At 41.5% G+C, this 25,369-nt stretch carries 23 protein-coding genes, 1 tRNA gene and 1 riboswitch; of the genes, 10 read left to right on the top strand and 14 right to left on the bottom strand.

The genetic code is table 11. The features are described 5' to 3' along the window. Positions 1 to 289: 289 nt before the first annotated feature. The 4 genes from ACZMIG_RS03500 to ACZMIG_RS03485 form a co-directional block, all read right to left on the bottom strand. A tRNA-Arg gene (locus ACZMIG_RS03500) sits at positions 290 to 363 on the bottom strand. Between the two features lie 78 nt (positions 364 to 441). Beyond that, complete coding sequence (locus ACZMIG_RS03495) at positions 442 to 1,059, bottom strand: trimeric intracellular cation channel family protein (RefSeq protein ID WP_125104426.1); 618 nt, start codon at positions 1,057 to 1,059, stop codon at positions 442 to 444. Continuing rightward, complete coding sequence (locus ACZMIG_RS03490; RefSeq protein ID WP_125104427.1) at positions 1,059 to 2,012, bottom strand: D-2-hydroxyacid dehydrogenase; 954 nt, start codon at positions 2,010 to 2,012, stop codon at positions 1,059 to 1,061. The genes ACZMIG_RS03495 and ACZMIG_RS03490 overlap by 1 nt, the downstream gene beginning before the upstream one ends. Before the next feature lie 15 nt (positions 2,013 to 2,027). Continuing rightward, a complete protein-coding gene (locus ACZMIG_RS03485) occupies positions 2,028 to 3,302 on the bottom strand; it encodes a replication-associated recombination protein A (protein ID WP_021855601.1) in 1,275 nt (424 codons plus the stop codon). Positions 3,303 to 3,420: 118 nt separating this feature from the next. On the opposite strand from ACZMIG_RS03485, the gene ACZMIG_RS03480 reads away from it, so the two are divergent. The 7 genes from ACZMIG_RS03480 (at position 3,421) to trxA (ending at position 11,140) form a co-directional block, all read left to right on the top strand. After that, positions 3,421 to 4,176, top strand: coding sequence for a nitrilase-related carbon-nitrogen hydrolase (locus tag ACZMIG_RS03480; RefSeq protein ID WP_418874036.1), 756 nt, complete (start codon positions 3,421 to 3,423; stop codon positions 4,174 to 4,176). Between the two features lie 29 nt (positions 4,177 to 4,205). Further along, complete coding sequence (locus ACZMIG_RS03475; RefSeq protein WP_021855599.1) at positions 4,206 to 5,012, top strand: hypothetical protein; 807 nt, start codon at positions 4,206 to 4,208, stop codon at positions 5,010 to 5,012. Positions 5,013 to 5,198: 186 nt separating this feature from the next. Next, positions 5,199 to 5,383, top strand: a riboswitch (cobalamin riboswitch). Between the two features lie 40 nt (positions 5,384 to 5,423). Continuing rightward, positions 5,424 to 7,412: a TonB-dependent receptor plug domain-containing protein gene (locus tag ACZMIG_RS03470; RefSeq protein WP_418874037.1), complete on the top strand. Its 1,989-nt coding sequence runs from the start codon at positions 5,424 to 5,426 to the stop codon at positions 7,410 to 7,412. 12 nt (positions 7,413 to 7,424) lie between these two features. Beyond that, positions 7,425 to 8,540, top strand: coding sequence for a YncE family protein (locus tag ACZMIG_RS03465; RefSeq protein ID WP_418874038.1), 1,116 nt, complete (start codon positions 7,425 to 7,427; stop codon positions 8,538 to 8,540). Then, positions 8,533 to 9,663 (top strand): ABC transporter substrate-binding protein, encoded by a 1,131-nt coding sequence (locus ACZMIG_RS03460; RefSeq protein ID WP_487889047.1) that lies wholly within the window; start codon positions 8,533 to 8,535, stop codon positions 9,661 to 9,663. Before ACZMIG_RS03465 ends, ACZMIG_RS03460 begins: the two co-directional genes overlap by 8 nt. Next, positions 9,660 to 10,676, top strand: a complete 1,017-nt coding sequence (locus ACZMIG_RS03455) for an iron ABC transporter permease (RefSeq protein WP_021855595.1) — start codon at positions 9,660 to 9,662, stop codon at positions 10,674 to 10,676. Before ACZMIG_RS03460 ends, ACZMIG_RS03455 begins: the two co-directional genes overlap by 4 nt. A 161-nt stretch (positions 10,677 to 10,837) precedes the next feature. Next, positions 10,838 to 11,140, top strand: a complete 303-nt coding sequence (trxA, locus tag ACZMIG_RS03450) for a thioredoxin (protein WP_418874040.1) — start codon at positions 10,838 to 10,840, stop codon at positions 11,138 to 11,140. Between the two features lie 196 nt (positions 11,141 to 11,336). Here the strand turns inward: trxA and ACZMIG_RS03445 are convergent, their stop codons facing one another. The 3 genes from ACZMIG_RS03445 to ACZMIG_RS03435 all read right to left on the bottom strand — a co-directional run bounded on the left by ACZMIG_RS03445 (position 11,337) and on the right by ACZMIG_RS03435 (position 13,229). Then, positions 11,337 to 12,059: a nitroreductase family protein gene (locus tag ACZMIG_RS03445; RefSeq protein ID WP_418874041.1), complete on the bottom strand. Its 723-nt coding sequence runs from the start codon at positions 12,057 to 12,059 to the stop codon at positions 11,337 to 11,339. After that, positions 12,032 to 12,568: a GNAT family N-acetyltransferase gene (locus ACZMIG_RS03440; protein ID WP_418874042.1), complete on the bottom strand. Its 537-nt coding sequence runs from the start codon at positions 12,566 to 12,568 to the stop codon at positions 12,032 to 12,034. The genes ACZMIG_RS03445 and ACZMIG_RS03440 overlap by 28 nt, the downstream gene beginning before the upstream one ends. A 64-nt stretch (positions 12,569 to 12,632) precedes the next feature. Then, a complete protein-coding gene (locus ACZMIG_RS03435; RefSeq protein ID WP_418874043.1) occupies positions 12,633 to 13,229 on the bottom strand; it encodes a YqiA/YcfP family alpha/beta fold hydrolase in 597 nt (198 codons plus the stop codon). Between the two features lie 408 nt (positions 13,230 to 13,637). Between ACZMIG_RS03435 and ACZMIG_RS03430 the strand changes: the two genes are divergently transcribed. Next, entirely contained in the window at positions 13,638 to 13,937 is a 300-nt protein-coding gene (locus ACZMIG_RS03430; protein ID WP_302331452.1) for a glutaredoxin domain-containing protein, read from the top strand. Positions 13,938 to 14,028: 91 nt separating this feature from the next. On the opposite strand, the gene recQ is transcribed toward ACZMIG_RS03430, so the two are convergent. The 3 genes from recQ to ACZMIG_RS03415 all read right to left on the bottom strand — a co-directional run bounded on the left by recQ (position 14,029) and on the right by ACZMIG_RS03415 (position 19,287). Then, on the bottom strand, positions 14,029 to 15,846 hold the full coding sequence (gene recQ, locus ACZMIG_RS03425) for a DNA helicase RecQ (protein ID WP_418874044.1): 1,818 nt from the start codon (positions 15,844 to 15,846) through the stop codon (positions 14,029 to 14,031). 238 nt (positions 15,847 to 16,084) lie between these two features. After that, positions 16,085 to 16,768 (bottom strand): GIY-YIG nuclease family protein, encoded by a 684-nt coding sequence (locus ACZMIG_RS03420; RefSeq protein ID WP_302024721.1) that lies wholly within the window; start codon positions 16,766 to 16,768, stop codon positions 16,085 to 16,087. Positions 16,769 to 17,874: 1,106 nt separating this feature from the next. Continuing rightward, the gene (locus tag ACZMIG_RS03415) at positions 17,875 to 19,287 is read right to left on the bottom strand and encodes a hypothetical protein (RefSeq protein ID WP_487889046.1); all 1,413 of its coding nucleotides are present in this window, start codon (positions 19,285 to 19,287) and stop codon (positions 17,875 to 17,877) included. Positions 19,288 to 20,063: 776 nt separating this feature from the next. Here ACZMIG_RS03415 and ACZMIG_RS03410 point away from each other — a divergent pair. After that, complete coding sequence (locus tag ACZMIG_RS03410) at positions 20,064 to 20,852, top strand: inositol monophosphatase family protein (RefSeq protein ID WP_418874472.1); 789 nt, start codon at positions 20,064 to 20,066, stop codon at positions 20,850 to 20,852. Positions 20,853 to 20,904: 52 nt separating this feature from the next. Here ACZMIG_RS03410 and ACZMIG_RS03405 read toward each other — a convergent pair whose 3' ends face one another. Together ACZMIG_RS03405 and ACZMIG_RS03400 are read right to left on the bottom strand one after the other, a co-directional pair. After that, the gene (locus ACZMIG_RS03405; protein WP_418874471.1) at positions 20,905 to 21,699 is read right to left on the bottom strand and encodes an ADP-ribosylglycohydrolase family protein; all 795 of its coding nucleotides are present in this window, start codon (positions 21,697 to 21,699) and stop codon (positions 20,905 to 20,907) included. A 48-nt stretch (positions 21,700 to 21,747) separates the two neighbouring features. Beyond that, positions 21,748 to 22,428: an NUDIX hydrolase gene (locus ACZMIG_RS03400; RefSeq protein WP_418874470.1), complete on the bottom strand. Its 681-nt coding sequence runs from the start codon at positions 22,426 to 22,428 to the stop codon at positions 21,748 to 21,750. A gap of 406 nt (positions 22,429 to 22,834) precedes the next feature. Here ACZMIG_RS03400 and bamJ point away from each other — a divergent pair, with 406 nt between their 5' ends. Beyond that, entirely contained in the window at positions 22,835 to 23,233 is a 399-nt protein-coding gene (bamJ, locus tag ACZMIG_RS03395; RefSeq protein ID WP_418874045.1) for a BamJ family beta-barrel-assembly machinery protein, read from the top strand. A 35-nt stretch (positions 23,234 to 23,268) separates the two neighbouring features. Here the strand turns inward: bamJ and ACZMIG_RS03390 are convergent, their stop codons facing one another. Both ACZMIG_RS03390 and ACZMIG_RS03385 read right to left on the bottom strand, forming a co-directional pair. Beyond that, the gene (locus tag ACZMIG_RS03390) at positions 23,269 to 24,030 is read right to left on the bottom strand and encodes an arginase family protein (protein ID WP_418874046.1); all 762 of its coding nucleotides are present in this window, start codon (positions 24,028 to 24,030) and stop codon (positions 23,269 to 23,271) included. 144 nt (positions 24,031 to 24,174) lie between these two features. Continuing rightward, complete coding sequence (locus ACZMIG_RS03385) at positions 24,175 to 24,987, bottom strand: TrmH family RNA methyltransferase (protein ID WP_487889045.1); 813 nt, start codon at positions 24,985 to 24,987, stop codon at positions 24,175 to 24,177. Between the last annotated feature and the right edge of the window lie 382 nt (positions 24,988 to 25,369).

Here is a 25,369-nt window from a genome sequence, read left to right as displayed (position 1 = left end):
AGCATTGCTCCGAGGAGTTATTGACATACCATTCTTCCTCTTTAGGCTGACTAAAATTTATGCGTAATATTTTCTTTCCCCACTATTTATCGGGTGAGCCTGTATGGCAGCATAAAGCTTACCAAAGACTCTAACATTGAATTTTCTATGATGCAAAGATAATTTTTCTTTCTTCCCCCACTATTTATCGGGTGAGCCGAAATTCCTATTATCCTCAAAGAAAACACAAGCATCAGAACTATTTATACAAACAAATTAGGCTACCAATAATAATTGGTAGCCTAATTTGTGATCCCGACAGGATTCAAACCTGTAACCTTCTGATCCGTAGTCAGATGCTCTATTCAGTTGAGCCACGGGACCATTTCTTAAATGCGATGCAAAGGTACGCATATTTTCTAATACAGCAAAATTTTTCCGTATCTTTTTAATGAAAAACTATTATTTTTCTTCCATTTCATGTAAATGAGGCAAAGAAATATGATATTTCACTGCCATAAGCCTTACAACAACAACAGTTACAAAGCTTGAAATAACAATAATCTCCAAATTTAATCCCCAATAATAACATATCTGATATACAAAACCGCCCAATATGCACGCAACAGCATAAATCTCCTTTCGGAATATCAGCGGAACTTCATTTATCAGTACATCACGAATAATACCTCCGGCCACGCCTGTGATACACCCCATTATGATTGCGACCCAAAACGGGAAGCCTGCATATAATGTTTTTTGTATACCGGCTATAGTAAACAGTGCAAGTCCCAAAGTATCAAACAGGAACCATGTACTAGAAAACTTTACTATAGCCTTCTTAAATATTATAGCAAGCACCAAGGCTGCCGCCGTACATATTATATATATAGAATTTGTCATCCAAAAGGGAGTTACGCCAAGCATAACATCACGAATTGTACCGCCTCCTATTGCCGTGGCCAACCCTACAACATACCCTCCAAACCAGTCAAAGTTTTTAAACGCCGCCCATCTTATACCAGATATAGCAAATGCGAATGTTCCCAAAAACTCTATAACAAGCTGCACTGTATTCATTAGCTGACAACATTTACCGGCTTACCGTCAAGAAAAGCCTTAATATTAGAGGTCACGATATTAACAAGACGCACACGAGCCTCATAAGTAGCCCATGCTATATGAGGAGTTATATAGGCATTGGGGGCGCTGAAAATAGGATTATCCTCAAGTGGAGGTTCCTGACACATAACATCAGCACCATACCCCCCGAGCCATCCTTCATTTAAAGCCTCTGCAACGTCATTCTCGTTCACCAATGGGCCTCTACCGGTATTTATCAATATCGAACCTTTCTTCATCTTTTTTAAGGTAGCCTTATTTATCATCTCTTTAGTTGTTTCCGTCAAAGGACAATGCAACGTTACTATATCACTGATACCTAAAAGTCCGTCCAGTGTCGTCTTCTGGATACCATCAGGAAGATCTGCAGAATTCTTGCTTGTAAAAGCAAAAACATCCATACCAAAATCACGTGCAATACATGCCACCTTATATCCAATACTACCAAGTCCAACCACACCAAGAGTTTTTCCGGCAAGTTCATTCAAAGGCGTATCCCAATAACAGAAATCTTCATTACTGCTCCATCGGCCATTACGATTCTGTTTTGAATAATGAGCAACGCGATTGGTAATGTTTAAAATATGCGCAAAAGTCATCTGAACCACACTGTCTGTGCTATAAGCAGGCACATTCGTTACGATGACACCACGTTTCCGTGCTGCTGCAATATCAACAATATTGACTCCTGTAGCCAATACTCCTATATATTTCAAATTAGGCAACTTAGCCATTATGGCATCAGACAACACAACTTTATTTGTCAACACGATATCAGCCTGCTCAGCACGCGACACTACATCATCAGGAGACGTTCTGTCATATACTGTCAAATCACCTAATTCTTTTATTCCGTTCCATGATAAATCACCTGGATTTACACTATATCCATCTAAAACAACAATCTTCATAGTTATATATTTTTGTTATTCTTTAAATCTGTTTCCCCAACACTTCAACATTCGTTGATACAACTTTTCCTCATTGGGCGAATGTTGCCCATGCCATATCCGCTCATTAACAAGTTCATCAGGCAAGAATTGTTGTTCAACAAAATGTTCCGGATAATCATGTGAATACTTATACCCGTCACTATATCCTAGATCAGCCATAAGTTTCGTAGGAGCATTACGCAAATGCAATGGCACCGGCAGATTACCAGTCCTGGCAACAACTTCAAGTGCATGATTAATACCGTTATATGCAGAATTGCTCTTGGGACTCGTCGCAAGATACACCGTTGCCTCGGCCAACGGAATTCTCCCCTCAGGCCATCCTATTTTATTTACAGCATCAAATGCAGCATTAGCAAGCAGCAGCGCATTAGGATTCGCCAAGCCAATATCCTCTGAAGCACTTATAACAAGTCTGCGAGCAATGAACTTAGGGTCCTCACCACCTTCAATCATACGTGCTAGCCAATACAACGCTGCATCAGGATCCGAACCTCTAATACTTTTTATAAACGCAGATATTATATCATAATGCATTTCTCCGTCCTTATCGTACGCAAGAGGATTTTGCTGCAAGCACCCTACTACAGTTTCATCTGTTATCTCAATTTTTTCACTATTGACAGAATCAACGACCAACTCTAAAATATTCAACAATTTACGGGCATCTCCCCCGCTATACCTTAGAATGGCATTAGTCTCTTTCAGTTCTATATTTTTTTTCTTCAGTTCAACATCTTCTCTTAAAGCGCGCTGCAAAAGTCCGAGCAAGTCTTCTTTTTCCAAGGGCTTCAACACATAAAGCTGACATCTTGAAAGCAATGGTCTGATAACTTCAAAAGAAGGATTTTCCGTGGTTGCGCCTATCAACGTAACTATACCTTTCTCAACCGCAGCCAACAAAGAATCTTGCTGACTCTTGCTAAAGCGGTGTATCTCATCAATAAACAATATAGGAGTAAAATTATTGAAGAAGCCAGCATTCTTGGCTTTATCAATAACATCCCTGACATCTTTCACACCACTTGTAACAGCACTCAATGTATAAAAGGGTACTTTTAGGTGATTTGCCACTATCAAGGCCAATGTCGTCTTTCCTACCCCAGGAGGCCCCCATAAGATAAAAGATGTCACTCTTCCGGCTTCCAACATATTACGGAGAACGGCATTCTTACCGACAAGATGTTTCTGTCCGATATAGTCGTCAAGAACCTTGGGTCTTAATCTCTCTGCTAAAGGCTTAACCATAAATGCAAAAGTAGAAAATATATGTCATTTATGCAAAAAATATCTATTAAAAACTTGCGAATAAAAGATAATATATTACTTTTGCAGCATTCATAGAAACTGAAAACGAGAATAAATAGTGAAAGTTACAATCCTCCAAACGGATATCAAGTGGGTGCAGCCTGATAGGAATCAGGTTGCAGCAGGTCAACTTATATCCAATAATCCTGGCTCTGATTTATACATATTGCCAGAAATGTGGGCGACAGGATTTATAACAGATCCGGCAAAATATTCTGCTGAAGTCAATTTTCAGAAATCACTTGAATGGATGAAAGAAACAGCACAATCCAACAGATGTGCAATATGTGGAAGTCTTTCTATCCTGACACATCAGTCACAGTACAGAAACAGATTATATTTTGTAATGCCTGACGGAGAATATTATTACTACGACAAGCACCATTTGTTTAAATACGGAGGAGAAGACGTATACTATACAGCAGGCGACAAAAGAGTAATTGCGAAATATAAAAATTTCCGTTTTTTATTACAGACCTGTTATGATTTAAGATTCCCTGCATGGATGAGATATAAAGAAGACTATGACGCTATAATTTTTGTGGCCAACTGGCCTCAAAACAGGCAGGACGCATGGAACATCCTATTAAGAGCAAGGGCCATTGAAAATCAATGTTATGTAATTGGATGTAACCGCACAGGGGAAGATGATAGATGTCAATATAACGGAAATAGTGCCATCATTGACCCCAAAGGCGCTTTACTAGCCCTGTCTGACGAAAAAGAACAGGCTATCACTGTTGAAATTGATTTAGACAAACTGAATCATTATCGTTCAAAGTTTCCTATACTGACAGATAGAGATATATTTTAAAAATAAAAAGAAATTAATTAAAAAGAAATATGAAAGATATTGATAAGAAGTCACTTACATTAAAAACCATCAACAAAAGTAACGTTTGGGATATTCAGGAGAATGATGTTTTCAGGATGTTGGAAGTTGCAGAAAAAGACTCCGATATAAGAGAAAACATCAAGCACTACATTGATATCATCAAAAGCGCATTTGAAGTTGAAGAAATAAAGATAGACCGCCCTGAAATAATCAAGAAGTATGAAGCCCGCGGTTTCCAGATTGGCACAATGCCTGTCGATGAAAGCCAGAAGGTCAAAATAGGAATAAAAAAACGTCCTATATTAAGGGTAACAGACCTTACATACGAGAACATCCGACATATTTCTGCAACAAAACTGCTTGAAGTTATCGATCGTAATTTTGGCGGAGGTTGGGATTCTTTGTCACAAAGCATTCAGGATATCATACAGAGCGGATTTGACATAAGTACAACAACTTTACCCAAAGACAGATTACATAAAGTTGGCGGAATGTACGAAAAGAAAGTTGCTGACGGATTTGAAGTATTGGAAATTTCAAAAGGTGCATGGATTGAAGCTATTTTTGCAAAACTTAAGCCCGAAACAGAAAAGCCCCGTCTTAAATTTGGAACAGACGACTCTCGCAAATACGATTCTGACGAAGATGACGACGAGGATCTGCCAGAGATTGATGAAAAGTATGACAATGACGATGATGATGACGCATTCGACGAAGATAAGCTGACAGAAGAAAGCTACAGAACAACAATCGAGGAAAATCCTGAAGACCTCGATCTTACAGCAGAAGATGTCGCAGATGATGACGAATACTAAAACACAAGCATACATTTAGCATCACAATTGTAAATATCATATAATAGCCATACCGTGCTTATCGCTGGTATGGCTATTTTTCGTACCACATCAATTTACCAAACATATATACGCACTTTCTATTAAAAGGAATGTATCATATCATCTTTTTAACTGTTTTATTATTAAAATTATAATTATTATCATTACCTTTGCACAATCAATCGGTTCATCATATGATGATTAAAAGGGAACAAGGTGAAAATCCCTGACAGTCCCGCTGCTGTAATTTGTCGTTTATGAAGCAAACAAAATAGCCACTGTGTATTATAGGGAAGGCGTTTGCTTTTATGACAATAAGTCAGAAGACCTGCCATTGAAACAGTTTATCCCACCAGCTTCGAGGAAAGCTGTTGATAAAACATTTCACACATGAAAAAAATAACGGCATTAGTTCTGGTATGCTCAGTTCCTTTTTGTGCTCAAGCGCAATCTGAAAAAAATGATACAATTGATAACACATATCAGTTGCAGGATGTTGTGGTCACAGAAAATAAAAAAAAGCACGAAGTTACCAGTACATCGCCATTATATGTAATCAACAACAAAAGCCTTAATACTGCAGGCATCACTGATATAGCTGATGCCCTTAACCGTATGCCCGGAATAACCATACGTGATTATGGTGGTGCCGGAGGTATGAAAACCGTTTCTGTCAGAAGTTTCGGCACTCAGCATACAGGCGTTAGCTATGACGGAATAATGCTTAGCGACTGCCAGAGCGGACAAATCGACCTGTCGCGCTATTCCTTAGAAAACATCGACAACATATCGCTTGTCATCGGCGATAATGACGACATTTTTATACCCGCAAAAAATGCCAGTTTACCGGCATCCATTAACATAAGGACAATAAAGTCTCCTACAGAAGACACTGCTCCTCATCTGACCACTCAGCTGAAAGTTGGTTCATTCGGATATATTAGTCCATTTATAAGATACGAGCAGAATTTTTCAAACAAATTTTCTTTCTCGGCAATTGGAGAATTCGTCTATGCAGAAAACGATTATCCTTTCACGCTACGCAATATTTCAGTCGTTACAAAAGAGCGCCGCACAAACAGTCGTATGAAATCAGGGCATGGTGAGACTAATTTTATATGGAACATTAATACCCGCAATGAATTAAGCGGCAAAATATATTATTATGATAACGACAGACAACTGCCCGGACAAGTCAGATATTACACAAATATAAGCAATGAAGAGCTCAGAGACCAGAACTTCTTTGCCCAAATCGGCTACCGCACATTTAACAGCAACAATCTATCTTTAAAAGTTAATGCAAAATATAACTGGGCAGCTTCAAAATATAAAGACGGTTCATATAGCGACGGCATAAAAGATGCTGATTATTGGCAAAGAGAAGCTTATACATCTGCAAGTCTCCTGTACACTCCATTTAAAGACTGGGCGTTCTGCTATTCTGCCGACTACAGCTATAACAACATGAACAGCAGCCTTTCAACAGATACACACCCATTTAGACATACCGTTCTTCAGGCAGCTACAGCTAAATATAAATCAGCAAGACTGTCTATCATCGGAAAGTTGCTGCTTTCACTATATTACAATGGTGCAGAATATGGAGAATCTGCACGCGACATGAGCAAACTCTCACCATCTCTGTCACTCTCATATAAAGTTTTTAAAAATAATGACTTTTATATTAGAGCATCATATAAAAATATATTCAGGGCACCAACATTCAATGAGTCATATTTCTATCATTACGGCAGCACAAATCTGCTTCCTGAAAGCACTGATCAATATAATATAGGATTCACATTATTACAAGATGTCACAAAAAAGACAAATATCAAAATAACATTAGACGGATATCTCAACCATGTTAAAGACAAAATAGTTGCCGTACCATACAATATGTTTATATGGACAAACATAAATGTCGGAAAGGTAAGAGTGTTGGGCTTAGACGCAACGGCTAATGTAATGCATAAGTTTTCAGACAAGCATTTGATAACTCTTACAGCCAGCTATAGCCTGCAGAATGCAGAAAACCGTACTAATCCGGAATCTCCATATTATGGATACCAGATTGCCTACACACCATTACACTCTGGAAGCGTTTCTGTTTGTTACGAAAATCCATGGGTAAACCTCACAGTACACGGCACCGGTATGAGCAGCCGCAGTTCAAATAACGAACATTATGAAGATTCTAACATACCGGGATTTTTCGAAACCGGCATAACCCTTTTCAGGTCGTTTAAAATAGCCAAAAACACGATTACCCTACGAGGAGACATCAAGAACCTTCTCAACAAGCAATACGAAATTGTCAAGGCATATCCGATGCCGGGAATAAGCTATCAATTTTCAATAAATTATAAATTTTAATCAAAAAAAGAAATGAAAAAATTTTTAAGTTTTGCAGCAATTGCATTATGCGTATCATTTACATCGTGCAGCGACGATGACGATAATTACGTTCCGAAACCTATTGATGTAAGCACAGGTGCCTTCATTGTAAACTCAGGAAACATGAGTTCTCAAATCAGCGGCAGCATCACATCTATTGACTATTCTACACAGACAGCCGCCCAGAAGGTATTTCAGGCTGCCAATGGACGCAATCTTGGTACAACACCTAATGACGCTCTGATTTATGGTGACAAGATGTATATTGTTGTAACGGGTGAAAATACAGTTGAAGTTGTCAACAAGAACACAATGGTGTCTGTCGGAACAATAAAGACAACCGAAGTTATGGGAGCAGACAAGGGTGAGACACCCAGACGTCTTGCAGCCGGAAACGGAAAAATTTATGTGTCAACATTCAAAGGCTACGTTGCAGCAATCGACACAGCATCTTTAAATCTAGATAAGATTTATCAGGCCGGTTCGTATCCTGAGGGAATTGCTATAGACGGCAATATGCTTTATGTAGCAAACAGCAGCTATGGCAATGGCCAAAATCCTTCTATTTCATACATCAACCTTACCGATGGAAGCGTTACAAATCTCACCGACCCATTGATAACAAACCCTGTTGGCATCAGTGTTATCGACGGAACACTTTATGTGATGGACAGTGGTCTTTATGATTCTAATTACAACCAATATGGCGCCGGTGTAAAGAAGATTACTGCAGACAAGAAGGTTACAAACCTTATCGACGCAACAATGATGGCGACAGATAAGAAAAACATCTACGTAATAAATGCTCCTTACAGCTATGTTTCTCCCGTCACTCCTACTTACAGCGTCTACAACATTGCAAGCGGTGAAGTTAAGACATTCATAACAGACAACCTGCCGTTCAGCCCATCTACAATTGGAGTTGACCCTGTTAACGGATATGTGTTTATCACTTCTTACAGCAAGAATCCTGACACCGGATATGCAAGCTATACTACAGATGGCTATGTCAACATGTACAAAGAAGACGGAACCTTTGTTAAGATGTTCTCTACCGGAGTTGGCCCTAATGCAATAGCATTCAATACTGGTGTTGTTTATGAATAAAAATTTAACGATAACCTCTTTACTGATATCAGTGCTGATTACCCTGTGCGCATGCCGGGGTAACAGCACTGATACATCTTTTAGCGGGGACACCCTAGAACTTAAATATGCCAAGCAGCTTCATATAATCAAATGCGACGGTTACAACGTTGTCACCCTGAACGATCCTTGGAACAAAGGAAAAATACTTCATACATACATCCTTGTACCATCAAACAAAGAACTGCCGGCCAATCTGCCACAGGGCACTATTGTCAGAACGCCTTTGCAACGTGCGGTTGTAACGACATCTGTTCACTGCGGCCTGATTATGTCTTTTGGCAAAGGTCAGAACATCAAAGGAGTTTGTGATGTCAAATATATTAATCTTCCATGGATTCAGCAACAATGTAAAGAAAACAAGATTGCTGACTGCGGCAGCGGAATAACCCCAACACTCGAAAAGATTATAGGTATAAATGCTGACGCAATATTGATTTCTCCATTTCAGAACAGCGGAGGCTACGGACGTCTTAATGAGTGGGAAAAGCCCATTATTGAAACTGCTGACTACATGGAAACTACAGCATTGGGAAGAGCAGAATGGATGAAATTCTATGGAATGCTGTTTGGTGCAGAAAAACAGGCTGACAGCATCTTTAATGACGTTGAGACAAAATACAACAGCCTCAAGCAAATTGCCAAAACTGCCAAGACAAGACATTCTGTAATTATCGACAAGATAAACAGTTCTGTATGGTATGTGCCTGGCGGACAAAGCACCATCGGACAGATAATTGCTGATGCAAATGCGGCATATCCTTTTTCTGCCGAAAAGAGCAGCGGCAGTCTGCCCCTACCGTTTGAGATAGTCCTCGAAAAAGCCGGCAACAGCGACATTTGGCTTATCAGATATAATAGTCCTAAAAAAGCCACCTACAAATCATTGTTAACGGAAAACAGCGGATACTCACAGTTTAAGGCATTCAAGAACAAGATGGTTTTCGGATGCAATACTTACAGTAACACGTTCTACGAAGACACCCCATTCCATCCAGACTTGTTGCTGCGTGATTTCATCATAATAACACATCCGGAAATAACCGAACTTGGCAAAGCGAAATACTTTGAACATATAAAATGAAAAAATATTGCAGATTTTTTGTTGTAATAACTTTGGCAATAATTGCTCTGTTTGTAATTAACATCATCTATGGAGCCGTGAAAATACCGATAAACAGCATTATCGATATTTTCAGCGGCAACGATGAGGTAAATGAAAGTTGGAAATATATAATATTGCAGACTCGCCTGCCCCAGGCTCTTACGGCCATTTTATGCGGTGGAGCATTAGCTGTCAGCGGATTATTACTTCAGACCGCATTCTGCAATCCTCTTGCCGGTCCGTCTATATTCGGTATCAATAGTGGTGCCAGCCTTGGCGTGGCTTTCGTTATGCTTCTGTTTGGTGGAAGCATAACGGCAGGAGCAGTTTCTGTTACTGGATTTCTGGCAGTACTTATTGCCGCATTTGTAGGTGCTGTGGCAGTAATGGCTGTATTATTGTTTTTCTCTAATCTTGTAAACAATAACGTCATGCTCCTTATCACCGGCATTATGATAGGCTATATATCCTCATCTGCAATATCACTGCTCAACTTCTTTGCGACTGAAGAGGGCGTTCACTCATATATGATATGGGGATTGGGCAACTTCGGAGGAGTGTCTATGGCTCAGATGCCTCTGTTCGCAGCTGTTACAATAGTAGGTCTAATATGTGCCTTGCTTCTCATTAAACCTCTCAATGCCGTGTTGTTAGGCGAACAATATGCAGAAAATCTTGGTATAAACACCATCAAGTTGCGCAATTGCCTTTTATTGGTAACAGGCCTTCTTACCGCTGTTACCACCGCCTATTGTGGCCCTATTGCATTTATCGGACTTGCAGTTCCACATATAGCACGTATGCTTCTTAAGACAGACAACCACCGCTATCTCATACCTGGCACTATTCTTTCCGGAGCAGCCATATCACTTCTGTGCAACATAATATGCGTTCTTCCTGGCGACAACGGCATCATACCCCTTAATGCTGTCACCCCAATCATGGGCGCACCGGTTATCATTTATGTAATCATCAAAGGGAGACATCAATAACAGCCAGTGTATGTAGCATGATGATTTATTACAGAAAAATAAACCTCATCCATACAAAAACGAAATACCTGAAGCTCTGTTGCCCGTTTACATACGCCAGCTTGGCACACACTTTGCTTGTTAGAATTACAAATAAGTTATTAATTTAATCACGAAAAGCGATGGAAACTTTTAACGACGTAATATCCGGCAATGGTCTCGTCCTAGTAGACTTCTTTGCCACATGGTGTGGTCCATGCAAAATGATGCACCCTGTATTAGAACAAGTTAAGGCAACTCTCGGCGACAAGATACGTATCATTAAGGTTGACGTAGACAAACACAATGATACCGCCGTGCGCTATGGCATACAATCAGTCCCCACTCTTATGCTCTTCAGAAATGGAGAAATTCTTTACAGACAAAGTGGTGCAATGTCTAAATCAGATCTGATGGCTCTTCTCGATCCGTTCTTGAATCAATAAACATCGCAGATACAATGCTGTAATTGGCACAACTGATAAGAATAAGTCCAAACCGACAAAAGTCAACAATCGGTTTGGACTTATTTTATTATAATGTCATAAGGTCTTAGCTCTAAAATTTGATAACAAGTCCACAGACAATTGAGCTACCTCCACTAGCCGTCGGTCCATCTGTGTTATAATTTAATATCTATGCTCATTCTGTCCACACAAAGTTCTCCCGGCCTGCTCCTATTTCGAAATGCAGTTTGGCTATACCTAAATCCATTTTAGTATAACCTACCAATGAGAACTGACGCCTTGCACGTACCTTTGCAGGATTTATTCCGTCTGCGCTAACATACTCAAAATAAAATTTCTGCTGATTCACAGCTGTAGGAGCGAGCAAAGCAGCCTCAACTCCACTCTTAAACCATTCAGGAGTTGCCCCGTCAGCATTGCTCACCTGCTCCATGCGCTTTATTTTGTGCGACACGCCGTTTGTCTCGCCGTAGCCTATCGAAATATAGGCTTTTATTACTTCATCATCATCAAGCACATACGTTCCAGGCACTTTCTTATAGCTCAATCCTACCCAACAGGTATTCATCCCGGCCATCTGCGCTGCCAGCACCAGTTGTTCACCATAATAGCCGATACGCTCATCAAGGTCATCTGCCTTCTTTCCTGCCATAACGATATAGTTGTTAACGTTTCTGAACTTGCCATACTTTGCCAGCATACCATGAAAAGCCTTAGGCTCATTCTGTATCAGCTGCATATGCAGATGCCCCATGGCATTAAGTTCTTCTATCTTACCCTCAAGCAGTTTCACATCGTTGTCTGTCAGAGGCATGTTCTTATAAACCCTCACGCTATGCCTTTGCTTTATAGCTTCATCTATCGTCATCATCAGTCCTCCTTTGGCAGATTCTTCCAAAACTTTCTTAAATCATCTATTATGCTGTCGTAGTCATTTTGCGTAAACGTCCCTTCCCCCAGCAACAATATTGTGTAGTCAATACCTTCAAAACTCTTTGCCGTCTGGGTGTCGCGGAATCCGTTACGCTTATAAAACTTATATCTTCTGCAACGCTGCTCCTTGTTGTTACAGTCAGTCTGCCATGGCGATTCTATATCTATAACCAGTCGTCTGTCTGCATATTTTGCCTTCAATGCAGTTAGAATATGCTGTCCGTATCCCTTGCCGCGCAGCTCTTCCCTTACGGCGAAATACCAGCCCCAGTTAAAGTCTTTGCGGTTAAGAACCATCGTCAAGCCAACAAACACATCTTCGTCATAATATGCCATAAAGTCTATGGGCATAACTCCCAACAGCCCTTTTAACTCATCATATGGTATACGCTCTTCCTTCGGAAACGCACTCTCATACAGACTTTTCAGTTGCACGTTGTCTACATTCTCTGCGGTTATCTTTTCAGTCCTCATAATATCAATTATTAACATTTGTCAAGATAAGAAACACTTTGCTTCCTGCCGTTAGCATTTACAGCTATAAATTTTGTACCAGCATTTTTTCAGCCAGCGGCACATACCATTCCTTCACCTCATCTGCCGTAGGTGTATGTCCTCCCGGGAAATGATAAGCATGTTTATAATGCTCCATAAACAACGGTTCGAAATGCGCCAGAGTGTCATTCTCGCCGAACAGTCCCCATATCCGTTCCTTGTTTTCATCCTTGCAGCACTCAAACTGAACAGCTTCCATCTCGGAAAATTCACAAATAAGTTTCTCGTCAATTACCAGACGTTGCCTGCCGTTTTGGCGCGGCGACTTATATTCATGCTCACCTATTCTGGTTTTCAGAAACTCCGTCATCATAAAATACGGATTGCCCAGCAGTGCCGGTATGCCTTCTATGTTGGCAGCCATCTGTGCATAAAACGACCCGCAACTGTTGCCTACAAGCACGTCAGGTTTCTCACTGTCGCAGATGTCTTTAATCATCGTCATGGCCTCATCTGGATGTATCGGCAGGTCGGGCGTTATCACCTCTGCCTTTCCCTTTAGAGCCTCTCTAAGACTAAGTGCCGGCACACATTGGCCACTGGCAAAAAATCCGTGAAAGAATAATATCTTTTTATCCATATTCGTCATTGAAAAATTCAAACTATACATGCCACAAACAAATGAATGCCCAATGATTCTCTATACGAAAACCACACAAACCGGCACTATTCATTAAGCGGCAAATATTCTACACTTTACAAAAGTACAAAATTAAAGCCAAATACATCATCACAAAGCCACAATATCATATAAGTTTACACTGCTGCTACAGCTTTTACGCTCATTGCCTTACAGCCGACATGCATTTATACTATTTGCAGCCAAGCCTCACATTCTATAATCGTTGCCGGCCGTTTCTGACATATATTTCATATTTTACACAACATTTATCGCCTCAGCACATACTGATATAAGTAAATTTCCTTAACTTTGTCATTGGCATTATATGCCATGACATTTATTCGTCAAACTAAAAACATTTGCATTATGATTAAGATTTATGTAATGAACACATGCCCTGACTGCACAGACGTTAAAGAGCAAGTTAAAGGGAACGACAAATATGAAGTCGTCGACATCGGCGAACATGTAAGAAATCTTAAAGAGTTTCTAAGGCTGCGCGACAAAAATCCAGCCTTCGATGTCATGAAGCGTGTAGGCTCTGTAGGCATTCCATGTTTTGTTCTTGAAGACGGCACCGTTACATTCCGTGCGGATAAAGCCGGCTTACAGCCGCCTGTAAAGGAAGAAGGACAATCATGCAGCATTGACGGAAGCGGATGCTAGAACGCTCCTTGTTCCCATTTTATGTTATTGTCTACGCAAATACGATACGTAGACAATAACATATGCAGTCATCATTCCCGACCCACCATTATCATGAATTGACATATCCTTTTATCACATCCACAAATCTCTTGCCGTAGGTATTCAGTTTATATTCGCCTATTCCATATATGTTGCTGAAGGCATTCAGCGTTGTGGGCTTTTCTTTGGCAAGGGCGTGCAGTGTCTTGTCAGACATAACCACATACGCCGGCCAGTTGTTTTCTTCTGCAATATTCTGCCTCAGCTTACGCAGCACACTGAACAGGGCCGGGTCTTCCGGCTTATCGCCATTACTATACTGCATGGGCAATTCCTGCTGCGCCTGCTTGATTTTATTCTTCCGTCTGTCCTCTCTCCTTATCATCGCAAGCTCCACTTTTTTGTCGCCAAACAATGCCTCACGTCCCTGCATCGTTACCTTCAGATGCTTGTCTTCGGTATATGCTATCTCTATAAAGCCCATCTGCAGCATCTGCAACAGATAGTCGCGCCAGTCGCGTGCCGGAACGTCGTGCCCCACTCCAAAAGTCTTAAGCAGATCATATCTGTTTGCCGCCACGTCGGCAGACATCGTGCCGCGCAGAATATCTATCGTCGTAGTAAAGCCTATACGCTCTTTTGTGCGCATTATTGCCGACAGTGCTTTCTTCACTATCATCGTGCCGTCAAAATGCTGCGGAGGATTGTTGCATACATCACAGTTGCCGCAGTCGTGTTCGCTAACCTCACCAAAATAGTTTAACAGTATGCGCCTTCGGCACACCTGTGCTTCGGCATACTCCTGCATTCTGTTCAGTTTCTCGTTGTTAAGCTCGCTCTGTCCGCTCTCGTCGGCAAAGCTGCGCAGGGTTACAAGGTCGCCTATGTTATAAAACAGCACCGTCTCCGTGGGCAGTCCGTCGCGTCCTCCGCGTCCTATTTCCTGATAAAAGCTCTCTATGCTCTTAGGCAGGTTATAGTGTATCACATACCTCACGTTGCTCTTGTCTATGCCCATGCCGAAAGCCACCGTTGCCACCACTACGTCTATCTTGTCTTTTATAAAGTCCTCTTGTATTCTGCTACGCTCTTCCATCTCCAGTCCGGCATGATATGCTCCGGCTGCAACGCCCTCACGCTTCAGCTTCCCGGCAAGCCGCTCTGTCTCCTTACGCGACAGACAGTATATTATCCCACTCTCATAAGGATGCCTGTCTATTATGTCCAAGATGGTGTTCAGCTTCTCCTTTGCCGAGTATCCGCGCCTTACATCAAGACTAAGATTAGGGCGGTCGAACGAACTTACAAATATCTGTGGATCGCGTAGGTTCAGTTTGTCTATTATGTCTGCCTTTGTCGTTTTGTCGGCAGTAGCAGTCAATGCTATTATAGGTACATCGGCAAAGCGTTCATGCAACACGCCAAGATGCACATATTCAGGCCTGAAGTCGTGTCCCCATTGTGATATGCAGTGAGCTTCGTCTATTGCGAACAGCGACACCTTCATCATCTGCCCTATCCACACAATTTCTGTCATAAAGCGTTCCGGCGATATATACAGCAGTTTTATCTTTCCCTGCTTACATTGTTCACGTATCACTCTGTCTGTTGCCTCATCGTTACCGCTGTTCAGTGTTGCAGCCATTATTCCGTTTGCACGCAGTGCCTCCACCTGATCTTTCATCAGTGATATCAGAGGCGATATAACCACAGCCGTGCCTTCGAGCATCAGCGCCGGCAGTTGGAAGCATATCGACTTTCCGCCGCCTGTAGGCATAAGCACTAAAGAATCTTTCTTTTGTATCACACTCTTTATTATCTCTTCCTGCATCGGTCTGAAACTATCATATCCAAAATATGATTTCAATATCTGTTTTAATGCTTCCATCTATTTTTACACATCTTCTATTAAAAAGATCTCACTTTAAAAATATCACTTCTAATTACGAACACGTGAACATTATGCCATGCTTACTAAATATAAGGAATGATACGAAAAAAATAACTATGCGACAAAATTGAAAATATTTTCATTCCTTTCACAGTCCATATAATCATTATATAACTGAACCTTTTGATTTATAATCAATATTTCCAAAAGTTCCAGTTTTAAATGTTCTTTTATATTATTTTAATAAAAAATCTTCCTTTTCATTTCTCAAGTCACTTAATATTTTGCCATTATAGCTAAAATATTTAGGACCTTGATATGCACAGGATGAGTTTTGTTTTTCTTCTGGCAAAAAGTTTGCAGTAAAAGCTGATAAACTGTACAACCGTCCTTCATACTCAATCTTATCATCGCTGGCTATTCTTACAGGAAGTTGAAGAGCATCAAAAATTATAGTGTCGCCTACATTAAGGCCAATCATATGAAACTTAAATGGTGGCTTTGGTGCCTTACGTTGTTTTTCTTTCGACTCAGCCTCAATCTTCTTATCCTCATCCTTACTCTTACTAATCACTGGCTTGCCGTCAACGTACACATACAATTCAGCATCATCAAGCAAATCAGCAATATCACGCATAATATCTAAAGCAACAGACGGTGCAATATTAAAGAATTCACGATTCTGTCTTATCCTTAAATCTGTCAGGCGGTCAATTTGTTTATGTATCTGTTTCTCAACTTTAGCATATTTACTAGTCTTGAGAGTTGCATAAATTTCAAAAGGTAAAGGCACAGCAGTATTGTCAAGCTCTTTACTCCGAACATCTACAGGACGTGAACTTTTACCAATCTTTACCCAATCTTCTCTAAAACTTGGATTGGTTAATATATAAACAAAGCCAGAATCATTTTTCTCCATAATCATTACACATTAATGGCCTTTATCAGGCTTGTACCAATATTGTTCTATTAAAATCAAACAACATATAATCAGTTTTTATATAACTAAAAACAGAATATACCAAAACATTCATAATGTCCTTATTTCAAAATACAAAAATACAAAAATTTATCGAGATAAAATTCAAAACACAATATTATTATTCCAAGGAATAATCGAACAAAGAAAACTAATTCATTATACAAACTAATCCAGCATATCAAATCATCCACCCTCCTCAATCATTTTAAGGCACAAAAATTTGAAACAAGAATATATATTTTTCGTTAACAAACAAGAGAAATGAAGATCAATTTAGCACAGACCGTAAGCAAAACAATACGCATAGGTTTCAAATCATTAACCTATTGTTTTTGAGTCGTAACTCGGCCACTTTTGATGCAAAAGTGACTGAGTTTTTAGGCACAAACAAATGAGTTTTAATGGCGAAACTGATGCGTCGGGATATGTCGCGAGCAGTTAAACAAAAATGGACTAAAAATGCAGGCAACAAAAACCGGCCTATACAGTCAAAAGGAGAAAAGAAAGAGTTAATAAATCATAAAAATAATGACGGCATATAAGTTACGCCGCAACATAACAGCAAGCGACGTAACTATCTGATAATCAATGCCTATTTAAAACAAAGTAAAAAATAAGGCTTTAAGCTCTTTGAAAACGCCTGAAATGCCTTTACGCCGAACAGCATCGGACAGCGACACGACAAAAGAGGATTTGGCAATATGAACAAAACAGACTATATTTGCTGCGTATTTAACCCATATTATATGAAAGATTTTACTGAAGAATTGATTCTCTTTATCAGAAGACACAAAATCCTGGCATTAGTTGTCTATACGGCTGCAGTAATGACGGTGTTGACTATGACGTTTAGCGAAAGCAATGACGAAAGATGGTTGAACCTTAATCTTTTAGACATCATAAATCGGATGTCAGATTAATAAACGACCTAACAAAAAAACAGAACACGGAACAGTTTTTATTGGTTCCGTGTTCTGCTGTTATATGTTTCCCAAAACCGGCCATCCGGCCGCATACTTGGTTTACAATATTATCACTGCGCTTTATTTAACAAGCACTTTATATGAATTATTGTTGATGCGAACAATAAACAGGCCCGGCTCTGAGCTTATGTCAGATGCCTTGCCGCTATAAACCATCTGTCCGCCAACGGTGTATACCTGCATCATCTCTCCGTCTGCACCCTCAACAACAATTCTGTTGTCAGCAGCATAGACATTGATATTGTCATTAAACGCGGGGCTTGCAATTCCGGTGCCGATAGACTCCATGAAGCTCAAAATCGGGAAACCGTTGTTTATGTTCTTTGTATCAGCAGCCCATATCTTATCTTCGCTGCCGCTACCGTTGTTGAGCGTAGTAACAAAATCTTCAGCCTTCATCTGCTCTGAAGTCATGACAGGAGCATTTGTTATTTCGAAGGCACCAAAGATATCGGTAACTTCACCGCATGAAGAACCGGCAAACACATCAGAGCTGAAATACATGTCGTGCATCTTAAGCGTGTTGAAATTCTGGAACATGGCAAGACCCATGATACCGCCTAAAGTAGAGTTGCCCTCTATTGCACCGACATTATAGCAGTTGTATAATTCACAGTTGTCTCCACGGCCTAAGGCATCACCAATGATACCGCCGAGACGCTCCGGACCACTCACTTTACCGGTATTAATACAGTTGCGTATAACGCCACCCTCAAGCAGTCCGATAACGCCGCCTGCACCATTTGTCATAGCTTTAACATCACCGAAGTTTGCACACTCTTCAATCAGGCTGTAGCATGTACCGGCAACACCTCCTGCTGACATACCGTTTCCGCCTTCGCTTCCGGCTGTAATATCTCCATAATTAACGCACTGTCTGATGACGCCTTCTCTGTAATTAGAACCAACGATACCGCCGGCATAATAGTAAACACATGATATGTCAACCTTGTTGACACAATTCTCAATGATACCGCTGTTTGAGCCTACAAACGGACCAACAACCATATCGCCCGTAATCGAACCGCTCTCAATTGTCAGGTTTCTCAACTCAAAGCCCGGATCAGTGCATCCAAACATACCCATTGACTTATAGTCAGTCAAACCAGGAATGGTCAGATTAGTAATTTTATGGCCGTCGCCGTCTACTTTTCCGCTGAAAGCAACTCTTACATTTTCCTCACCAACAGAACAGTTGTATCCGATAGGGAACCAGTCGTGACCTGCCAAATCAATATCAGCAACCAGTTTGAAATATGTATTTTCGTATACAGAAGTACCGTCGTAAACATCTTTAGCCAGTTTAGCAAGCTGCTCCGGAGTTTTTATCAGATAAGGCGATTCAGCCGTACCCTCGCCACCTTCAAAACTTGAAGCAGCGAAATCTGTCCATTGTGTCCCGTCGGCAACAGCAGATACATGATTGACACTTTTGTCGAACGAATAAGACGCTGAAGCTGTCAGACTCTGCATAGACAGTCCTAAGCAAAATAAAAGTAAAGTTTTTTCATAGTTAAATTATTTTATAAGAATTTATATGATTATATTTGTCAAATATAGACAAAATAAAACAAACCGCAATGAATTATTACAATTAAATATCATTTCGCTTTATAAATTAAGCCATATAGACATATATTTCAATTTATTAATATTAAAACTTTTCACTTTCAGATATCAGCTGAAAGGATTAATGTAAAGATATTTTCTGCCTACCTAAACGCAAGATGAGATGCAAAAATTAGAACACTATATAGGATTAAGAGAAACTATTTCGCAAGATTTACCCCCAATCGGTTATCAGACCGCATATAACTTTATCAATTTTATGTATTCATGCTTTCAGCCCGCCTTTTGTTTCTATTGGCGTCTTTTTGTTCGCTTTTTCTTGACATAGCCCGCTATGCCTGCAAAAATCCAACAAAAAGCCGCTCAATATAAAGCAAAAATACAGACCGAATCATAATAACAGATTTGGGTTTAAAAGGAATTCAAGAAAATAACGTTGACTTTTTATACTTTGCCCATGAACCTGTTATGACAATAATAATAAGGTCTAAAACAAAAGAATAAAGTAACAGAAAAACCGATACACCGAAACAAGACTACAGAAACAGCAACAGGTCATTATAATCAAACAAGAAAAAAGTATAAAATATGAAAATATGACGACAAATGAGCGTAAATTTAATAATTTTGCAAGTTGAACGGCTGAAGCCGGAATCAACAACATATTAACAGAACAGAATATGAACACTCCATCGTTACAGCAAATTATAGACATAGTTAAGGAGGCTGCGGGACTGATGCAGACCGATGCCTTCGAAATATCAGAAAAAGAAGGATTTGCCAACATCGTGACATCATCAGATGTGGCTGTGCAGGACTTCCTGTGCGGCAAACTGAAAGAACTGATGCCTGACAGCGGATTTCTGTGTGAAGAAGAAGACATGTGGGACACATCGCACGAATACACATGGATAATAGACCCAATTGACGGCACTGCAAACTATAGCCGCGGCATAGCGCAATGCGCAATATGCGTAGGCCTGAAACACAATGAAGACATGGCTATGGGCGTGGTGTATATACCGATGACAGGAGAAATGTTTTATGCCGAGCAAGGCAAAGGGGCTTTTCTGAACGGACGACAGATACACGTGTCAGACCGCCCGTTTGAGAACTCGCTGCTATGCACTGCCCTGCCCGTCTATCACAAAGAATATGCACAGATGTGCTCTGAAATTATAGTTGAAGCCTTCGGCCGCTGCAACGACATAAGGCGCTTCGGTGCTTGCGCCCCGGAACTGTGCTATCTAGCAATGGGCCGCTGCGAACTCTACTTTGAATATCTGCTCAGCCCATGGGACTATGCTGCAGCCTCACTAATTGTGACTGAAGCCGGAGGCACAATAACAGCCACAGACGGATCGCCTGTAAAACTGACGCAAAAGGGCGGCGTCATTGCCGCAAACAACGCAGCCAACCATAAACAGATGGCAGACATCGTGGCAGAAAAGACCAGAAATATAAACTGACAGGCACGCACCCGAAGGCATAAAAAAACTGAGCGGCACGGACAAGACGCGGCTATAAAGAGACAGCCGCGTCGAAATCGCTGTTGACCCGGCGCATCCATTCAGGAAGCATAGCCAAAGCCTCATACTGCAAGTTGTCAGGCATAGACCTGTAGAAGGCATAAGCCATAGGCCCGGCAATGGCTGCAAGAGTGTCGGCATCGCCGCCGAGAGAAATGGCAAGCTTGATGCAGTCGACATAATCTTTCGACTCAAGAAAACAAATAAGAGCTGCCGGCACCGTGCCCTGACAGGTGGTGTCGTTTACGTAGTCATCATGAATATCGGCATAACCTTTTAATGCCAAGTCTGGATAGAAATGTTCGAGAACACAAGACCTGACATACGCCTTGTCGCGGCCCGACTTGAGATGATACACAGCCAGTGCCGTTGCCATAGCCCCCTTTATACCTTCTGGATGATTATGAGTGGGCATAGCCGTAAAACGTGCCATATCGACACACTCTTCTTCTGTTCCGGCAAGCCATCCGGCAGCACTGCATCTCATAGCGCTGCCGTTGCCATAACTGCCATAAGGATTATGGACAGATGAAGCCATCCAAAGCCTGAACCTGTAGCCGTAGCCTGCATGCGGATGCCCGTTGGTACGCTTCCACAGATTATCGGCCATGTCGAGATTGTTCAACAAGGCTTCGGCACATGCAAAAGTACATACTGTGTCGTCGGTAAAACGGGCGTGAGAAGAAAACATCTCAACGGCATCATAATTCTTCGTACTATTATATCTGCTCTCATAAGCACTGCCGGCAATGTCGCCAATGGCTGCACTCAACAATAAATTCTTCATATCGAAACAACTATTATCTGATAATAACAAGCAAAACTCTGCCGACAGCTAAAACTCCGGAAATATGCCGTTACGCCTGAGTTTCTCATACTTTTCAGCGTCAAAGCGATAGACAGAACTTTTATGACCTGATGCAGGCGCAACCTTAACAAGAAGGCCTGTACGCAACATTCTGCCACCAAAGCTCCGATGATCAAAGCTAACACAAAATACTGCTTCATAAAGGGTGCGCAATTCCTTCATGGTAAACTCTTTTGGCAGAAGGCCGAAGGCTACGGGATGAAAATGGATGCGCTCACGCAAACGTGTAAGGGCATCTTTCAATATACGTGCATGATCGAAGGCCAAAGGCGGCACCTCGTTGAGCGAAAACCACCGCGCCCTTGAAGCATCGTCGCCGGAACGCACCTCGCTTGTGCGTACAAGAGCATAATGTGCTATTGTTATTACACGCTCACGCGGATCGCGGTCAGGGGCACTATATGTATGAAACTGCTCCATATAAGCCCCGGTCAGTCCTGTTTCTTCTTCAAGTTCGCGCATGGCACCCTCGACTGCCGACTCATCCATATTGAGAAATCCGCCGGGAAATGCCCAACAGCCTTTAAACGGCTCAGCACCACGCTCGATGAGCAACACCTGGAGACTGGCGCCATCAAATCCGAAAATGACACAGTCAACCGTAACTGACGGGTGAGGATGCTTATATGTATAAACCTTATTTTCCATATTGTCTTTGTGCATTGATTCTTTTGCAAATATAGTGAAAGGCGAGAGCAATGCAAAACAAAAAAACATTTTTTTGAATCTGCAATGCCGAGCCGAATCCTATATTATGAAAATATAGTGAAAGGCGAGAGCAATACAAAACAAAAAAAAAGTTTTTTGAATTTGTATTGCCGAGCCGAATCCTATATTATGAAAATATAGCGAAAGGCGGGAGCAATGCAAAACAAAAAAAACATTTTTTTGAATCTGCAATGCCGAGCCGAATCCTATATATACCAGGCACGAAATGTCCAGTCTGCCCAAAACATGAGCAGCAGATAAATGTTTGCAATATAAAAGGCACAGAATAATCAAAAAAACAGCTACCTTTACAGCCGGAAAAATTATATAAACAAAGAAAAACAGAATGGGAAAGAAAGAATATATCAAGGCTAACCGCGAATGGCTTGAGGCAAAAGCCGGCGAAGAAGGCGTAATGGCTCTGCCGAAAGGTGTTTATTACAAAGTGCTTTCGGCTGGAAACGACAACGGCGTACACCCTACTCCACGAAGCATCGTAACGGCACACTATACAGGACGCACCATTGACGGCAAAACATTCGACTCAAGCGTTGGCGGAACTCCTGTGGCTTTCAGACTGAGCGACCTCATTGAAGGATGGATTATTGCCATGCAATACATGTGCATAGGCGACAAATGGGAAATTTATATACCGGCAGAACTGGGTTACGGAAAATTCTCACAACCGGGAATACCGGGCGGCTCAACATTGATATTTGAGATAGAACTGCTCGGCATTGCATAAAGTCAACGCAAAGATAAAGACAGACTGCAGGGCCATCAACGGGCAGAAGCAAGCCTGCAATAAAGAGACAAAAGCTCGTGATTGGCCTTGCCGTCAATACTAATGCTGCGCTGTTCGTCAAAAAGGTCGAGCGAAGGAGTACATTCTCCACAAACATCTATGCCTATGACGTTCTCGTTTCGGAGTATTATTGAAAGCAAACTCTCAAGTGATGCAAGCGACAAAGAGCCCTGATCCCAGTTGGTAACGGCAGAGTCAGTATTAAGCACATCCTTGTCTACTGAAATATACACAGGTTCGTCGACATGTTCAGCTGAGAACTTTCTCCATTCCTCAGCATGCTCTAAAGAAGACTCACCATAAAACTTTACCCGGTCGCGATACTCATCAGGAACAGCCCGGATAAGTCTGTCGGCTGCCCCAACGATAAGCACCTTGCGCAAGAACTTATTAGTGTCGAGCATGGTCTTAACCCAAGAGCCACACGAAAGCATCTCATCGAATAAAGACGGCTGCATGTCGGGATGATGGTCGAATACTACCATTGAGAACGGTTCGATTATTTTATCGGTCCAAAACTTGCTGACGTAATGATAATTGCCAGAATCGATAAAATGCAGTCCGTGTGGACTGTAAGGCTTCATCCTACGTCTGAGCGCATCGGCTGCTTCAGCATCACAGTAACAGTCGGTGCCATTAAGGTCGGTACAGTCAATCCAGCAGAAATGACTATTTGACAGAAAACGCTCCTGCTCATATACATGAGTGAAGTTCATCACCACAATTTCAGGTTTCATCTTACAGTTAGTTTTTTATGTTTATTTGCTGTATTGCGCCTGCAAAGCCACAAGCTACTCGACCGCAACACTTCCGGCATTAATCCTAAAAACTGCCGCACAGAGCAAGAGCGAGCAGAAGAGTCAAAAGTCAGGCATGAAAAATCAGCCTTGCTGACGCTGCGGCCTAAGTTCCCAAAAAGCTACGGCTGCCGCAGCAGCCACATTAAGAGAGTCAACCTGATGTGACATGGGGATGCGCACCACATAGTCGGCCTTACAGATAGCTTCAGCAGGAAGTCCGTCGCCCTCGGTACCCATTATGAGCGCAAGACGCGGCTCGTCTTTCAGCGGTTTATAATCAAGAGGCACAGAACGGTCGGTAAGAGCCATTGCCGCCGTGCGGAAGCCAAGGCGTGACAACTCGCCAAACGGATCGTCACACCACGTCCAGGGAACAAGAAAAACCGAACCCATAGACACCCTGACAGCACGACGGTTAAGAGGATCGCACGAATCGGGCGTTATCAACACGGCATCAATGCCCAAGGCTGCAGCGGAACGAAATATAGCACCAATGTTGGTTGTGTCGACAACACCATGAATGACTACAACCCGGCTTGCATCACGGCAAACATCACTGACAGAAGGCATGACAGGACGACGCATGGCACACAGCACGCCACGCGTAAGTGTATACCCGGTAAGTCCAGACAAGACATCACGCTCACCGGTGTATATCGGCACATCACCTATATGCTCCACTATATCGGCAGCATCGCCTGTGATATGCTTACGCTCGCACATAAGCGCCAAAGGCTCATATCCGGCATCGAGAGCCACACGTATAACCTTAGGACTCTCAACAATAAACAGACCTTTTCCCGGCTCTACACGGTTACGGAGCTGTGCTTCGGTAAGTTTACCGAATATTTCTACTCCGGGATGACTTAATGATGTTATCTCTATTACAGGCATGCAGCAATGATAATCTTTTTACGTTTGTATTATGACGATACAAAAGTAGCATTTATTTGCCACACTCCATAAATATTCATGCACAAAAGACTATAGGCAGATGCTGTTTTTATAGAACTTATAAGAAGTTAACGGAAGTTTGCGGCATATCAAGACATTTGATTAATGCCACAATTATATGGATGCACAATATTCTCCCGCATGATAATGGCATATAAAGAACAGCCACAAGACAAACATACATAAAAATGAAGAAAGAACAACAATACAACCAAAAACATCTATGACCAACCGGGAATAGCATAAAGAAAACCTGCCGCACCATAATGGCACGGCAGGGCAATCGCTAAATCTAAAAGACACTCACGTGCCAATAAAAAAG

The sequence above is a fragment of the Xylanibacter sp. genome (genome assembly GCF_057607445.1).
Note: the sequence above shows the minus strand (reverse complement) of the source record. Positions and strands in the feature narration are given on the sequence as shown.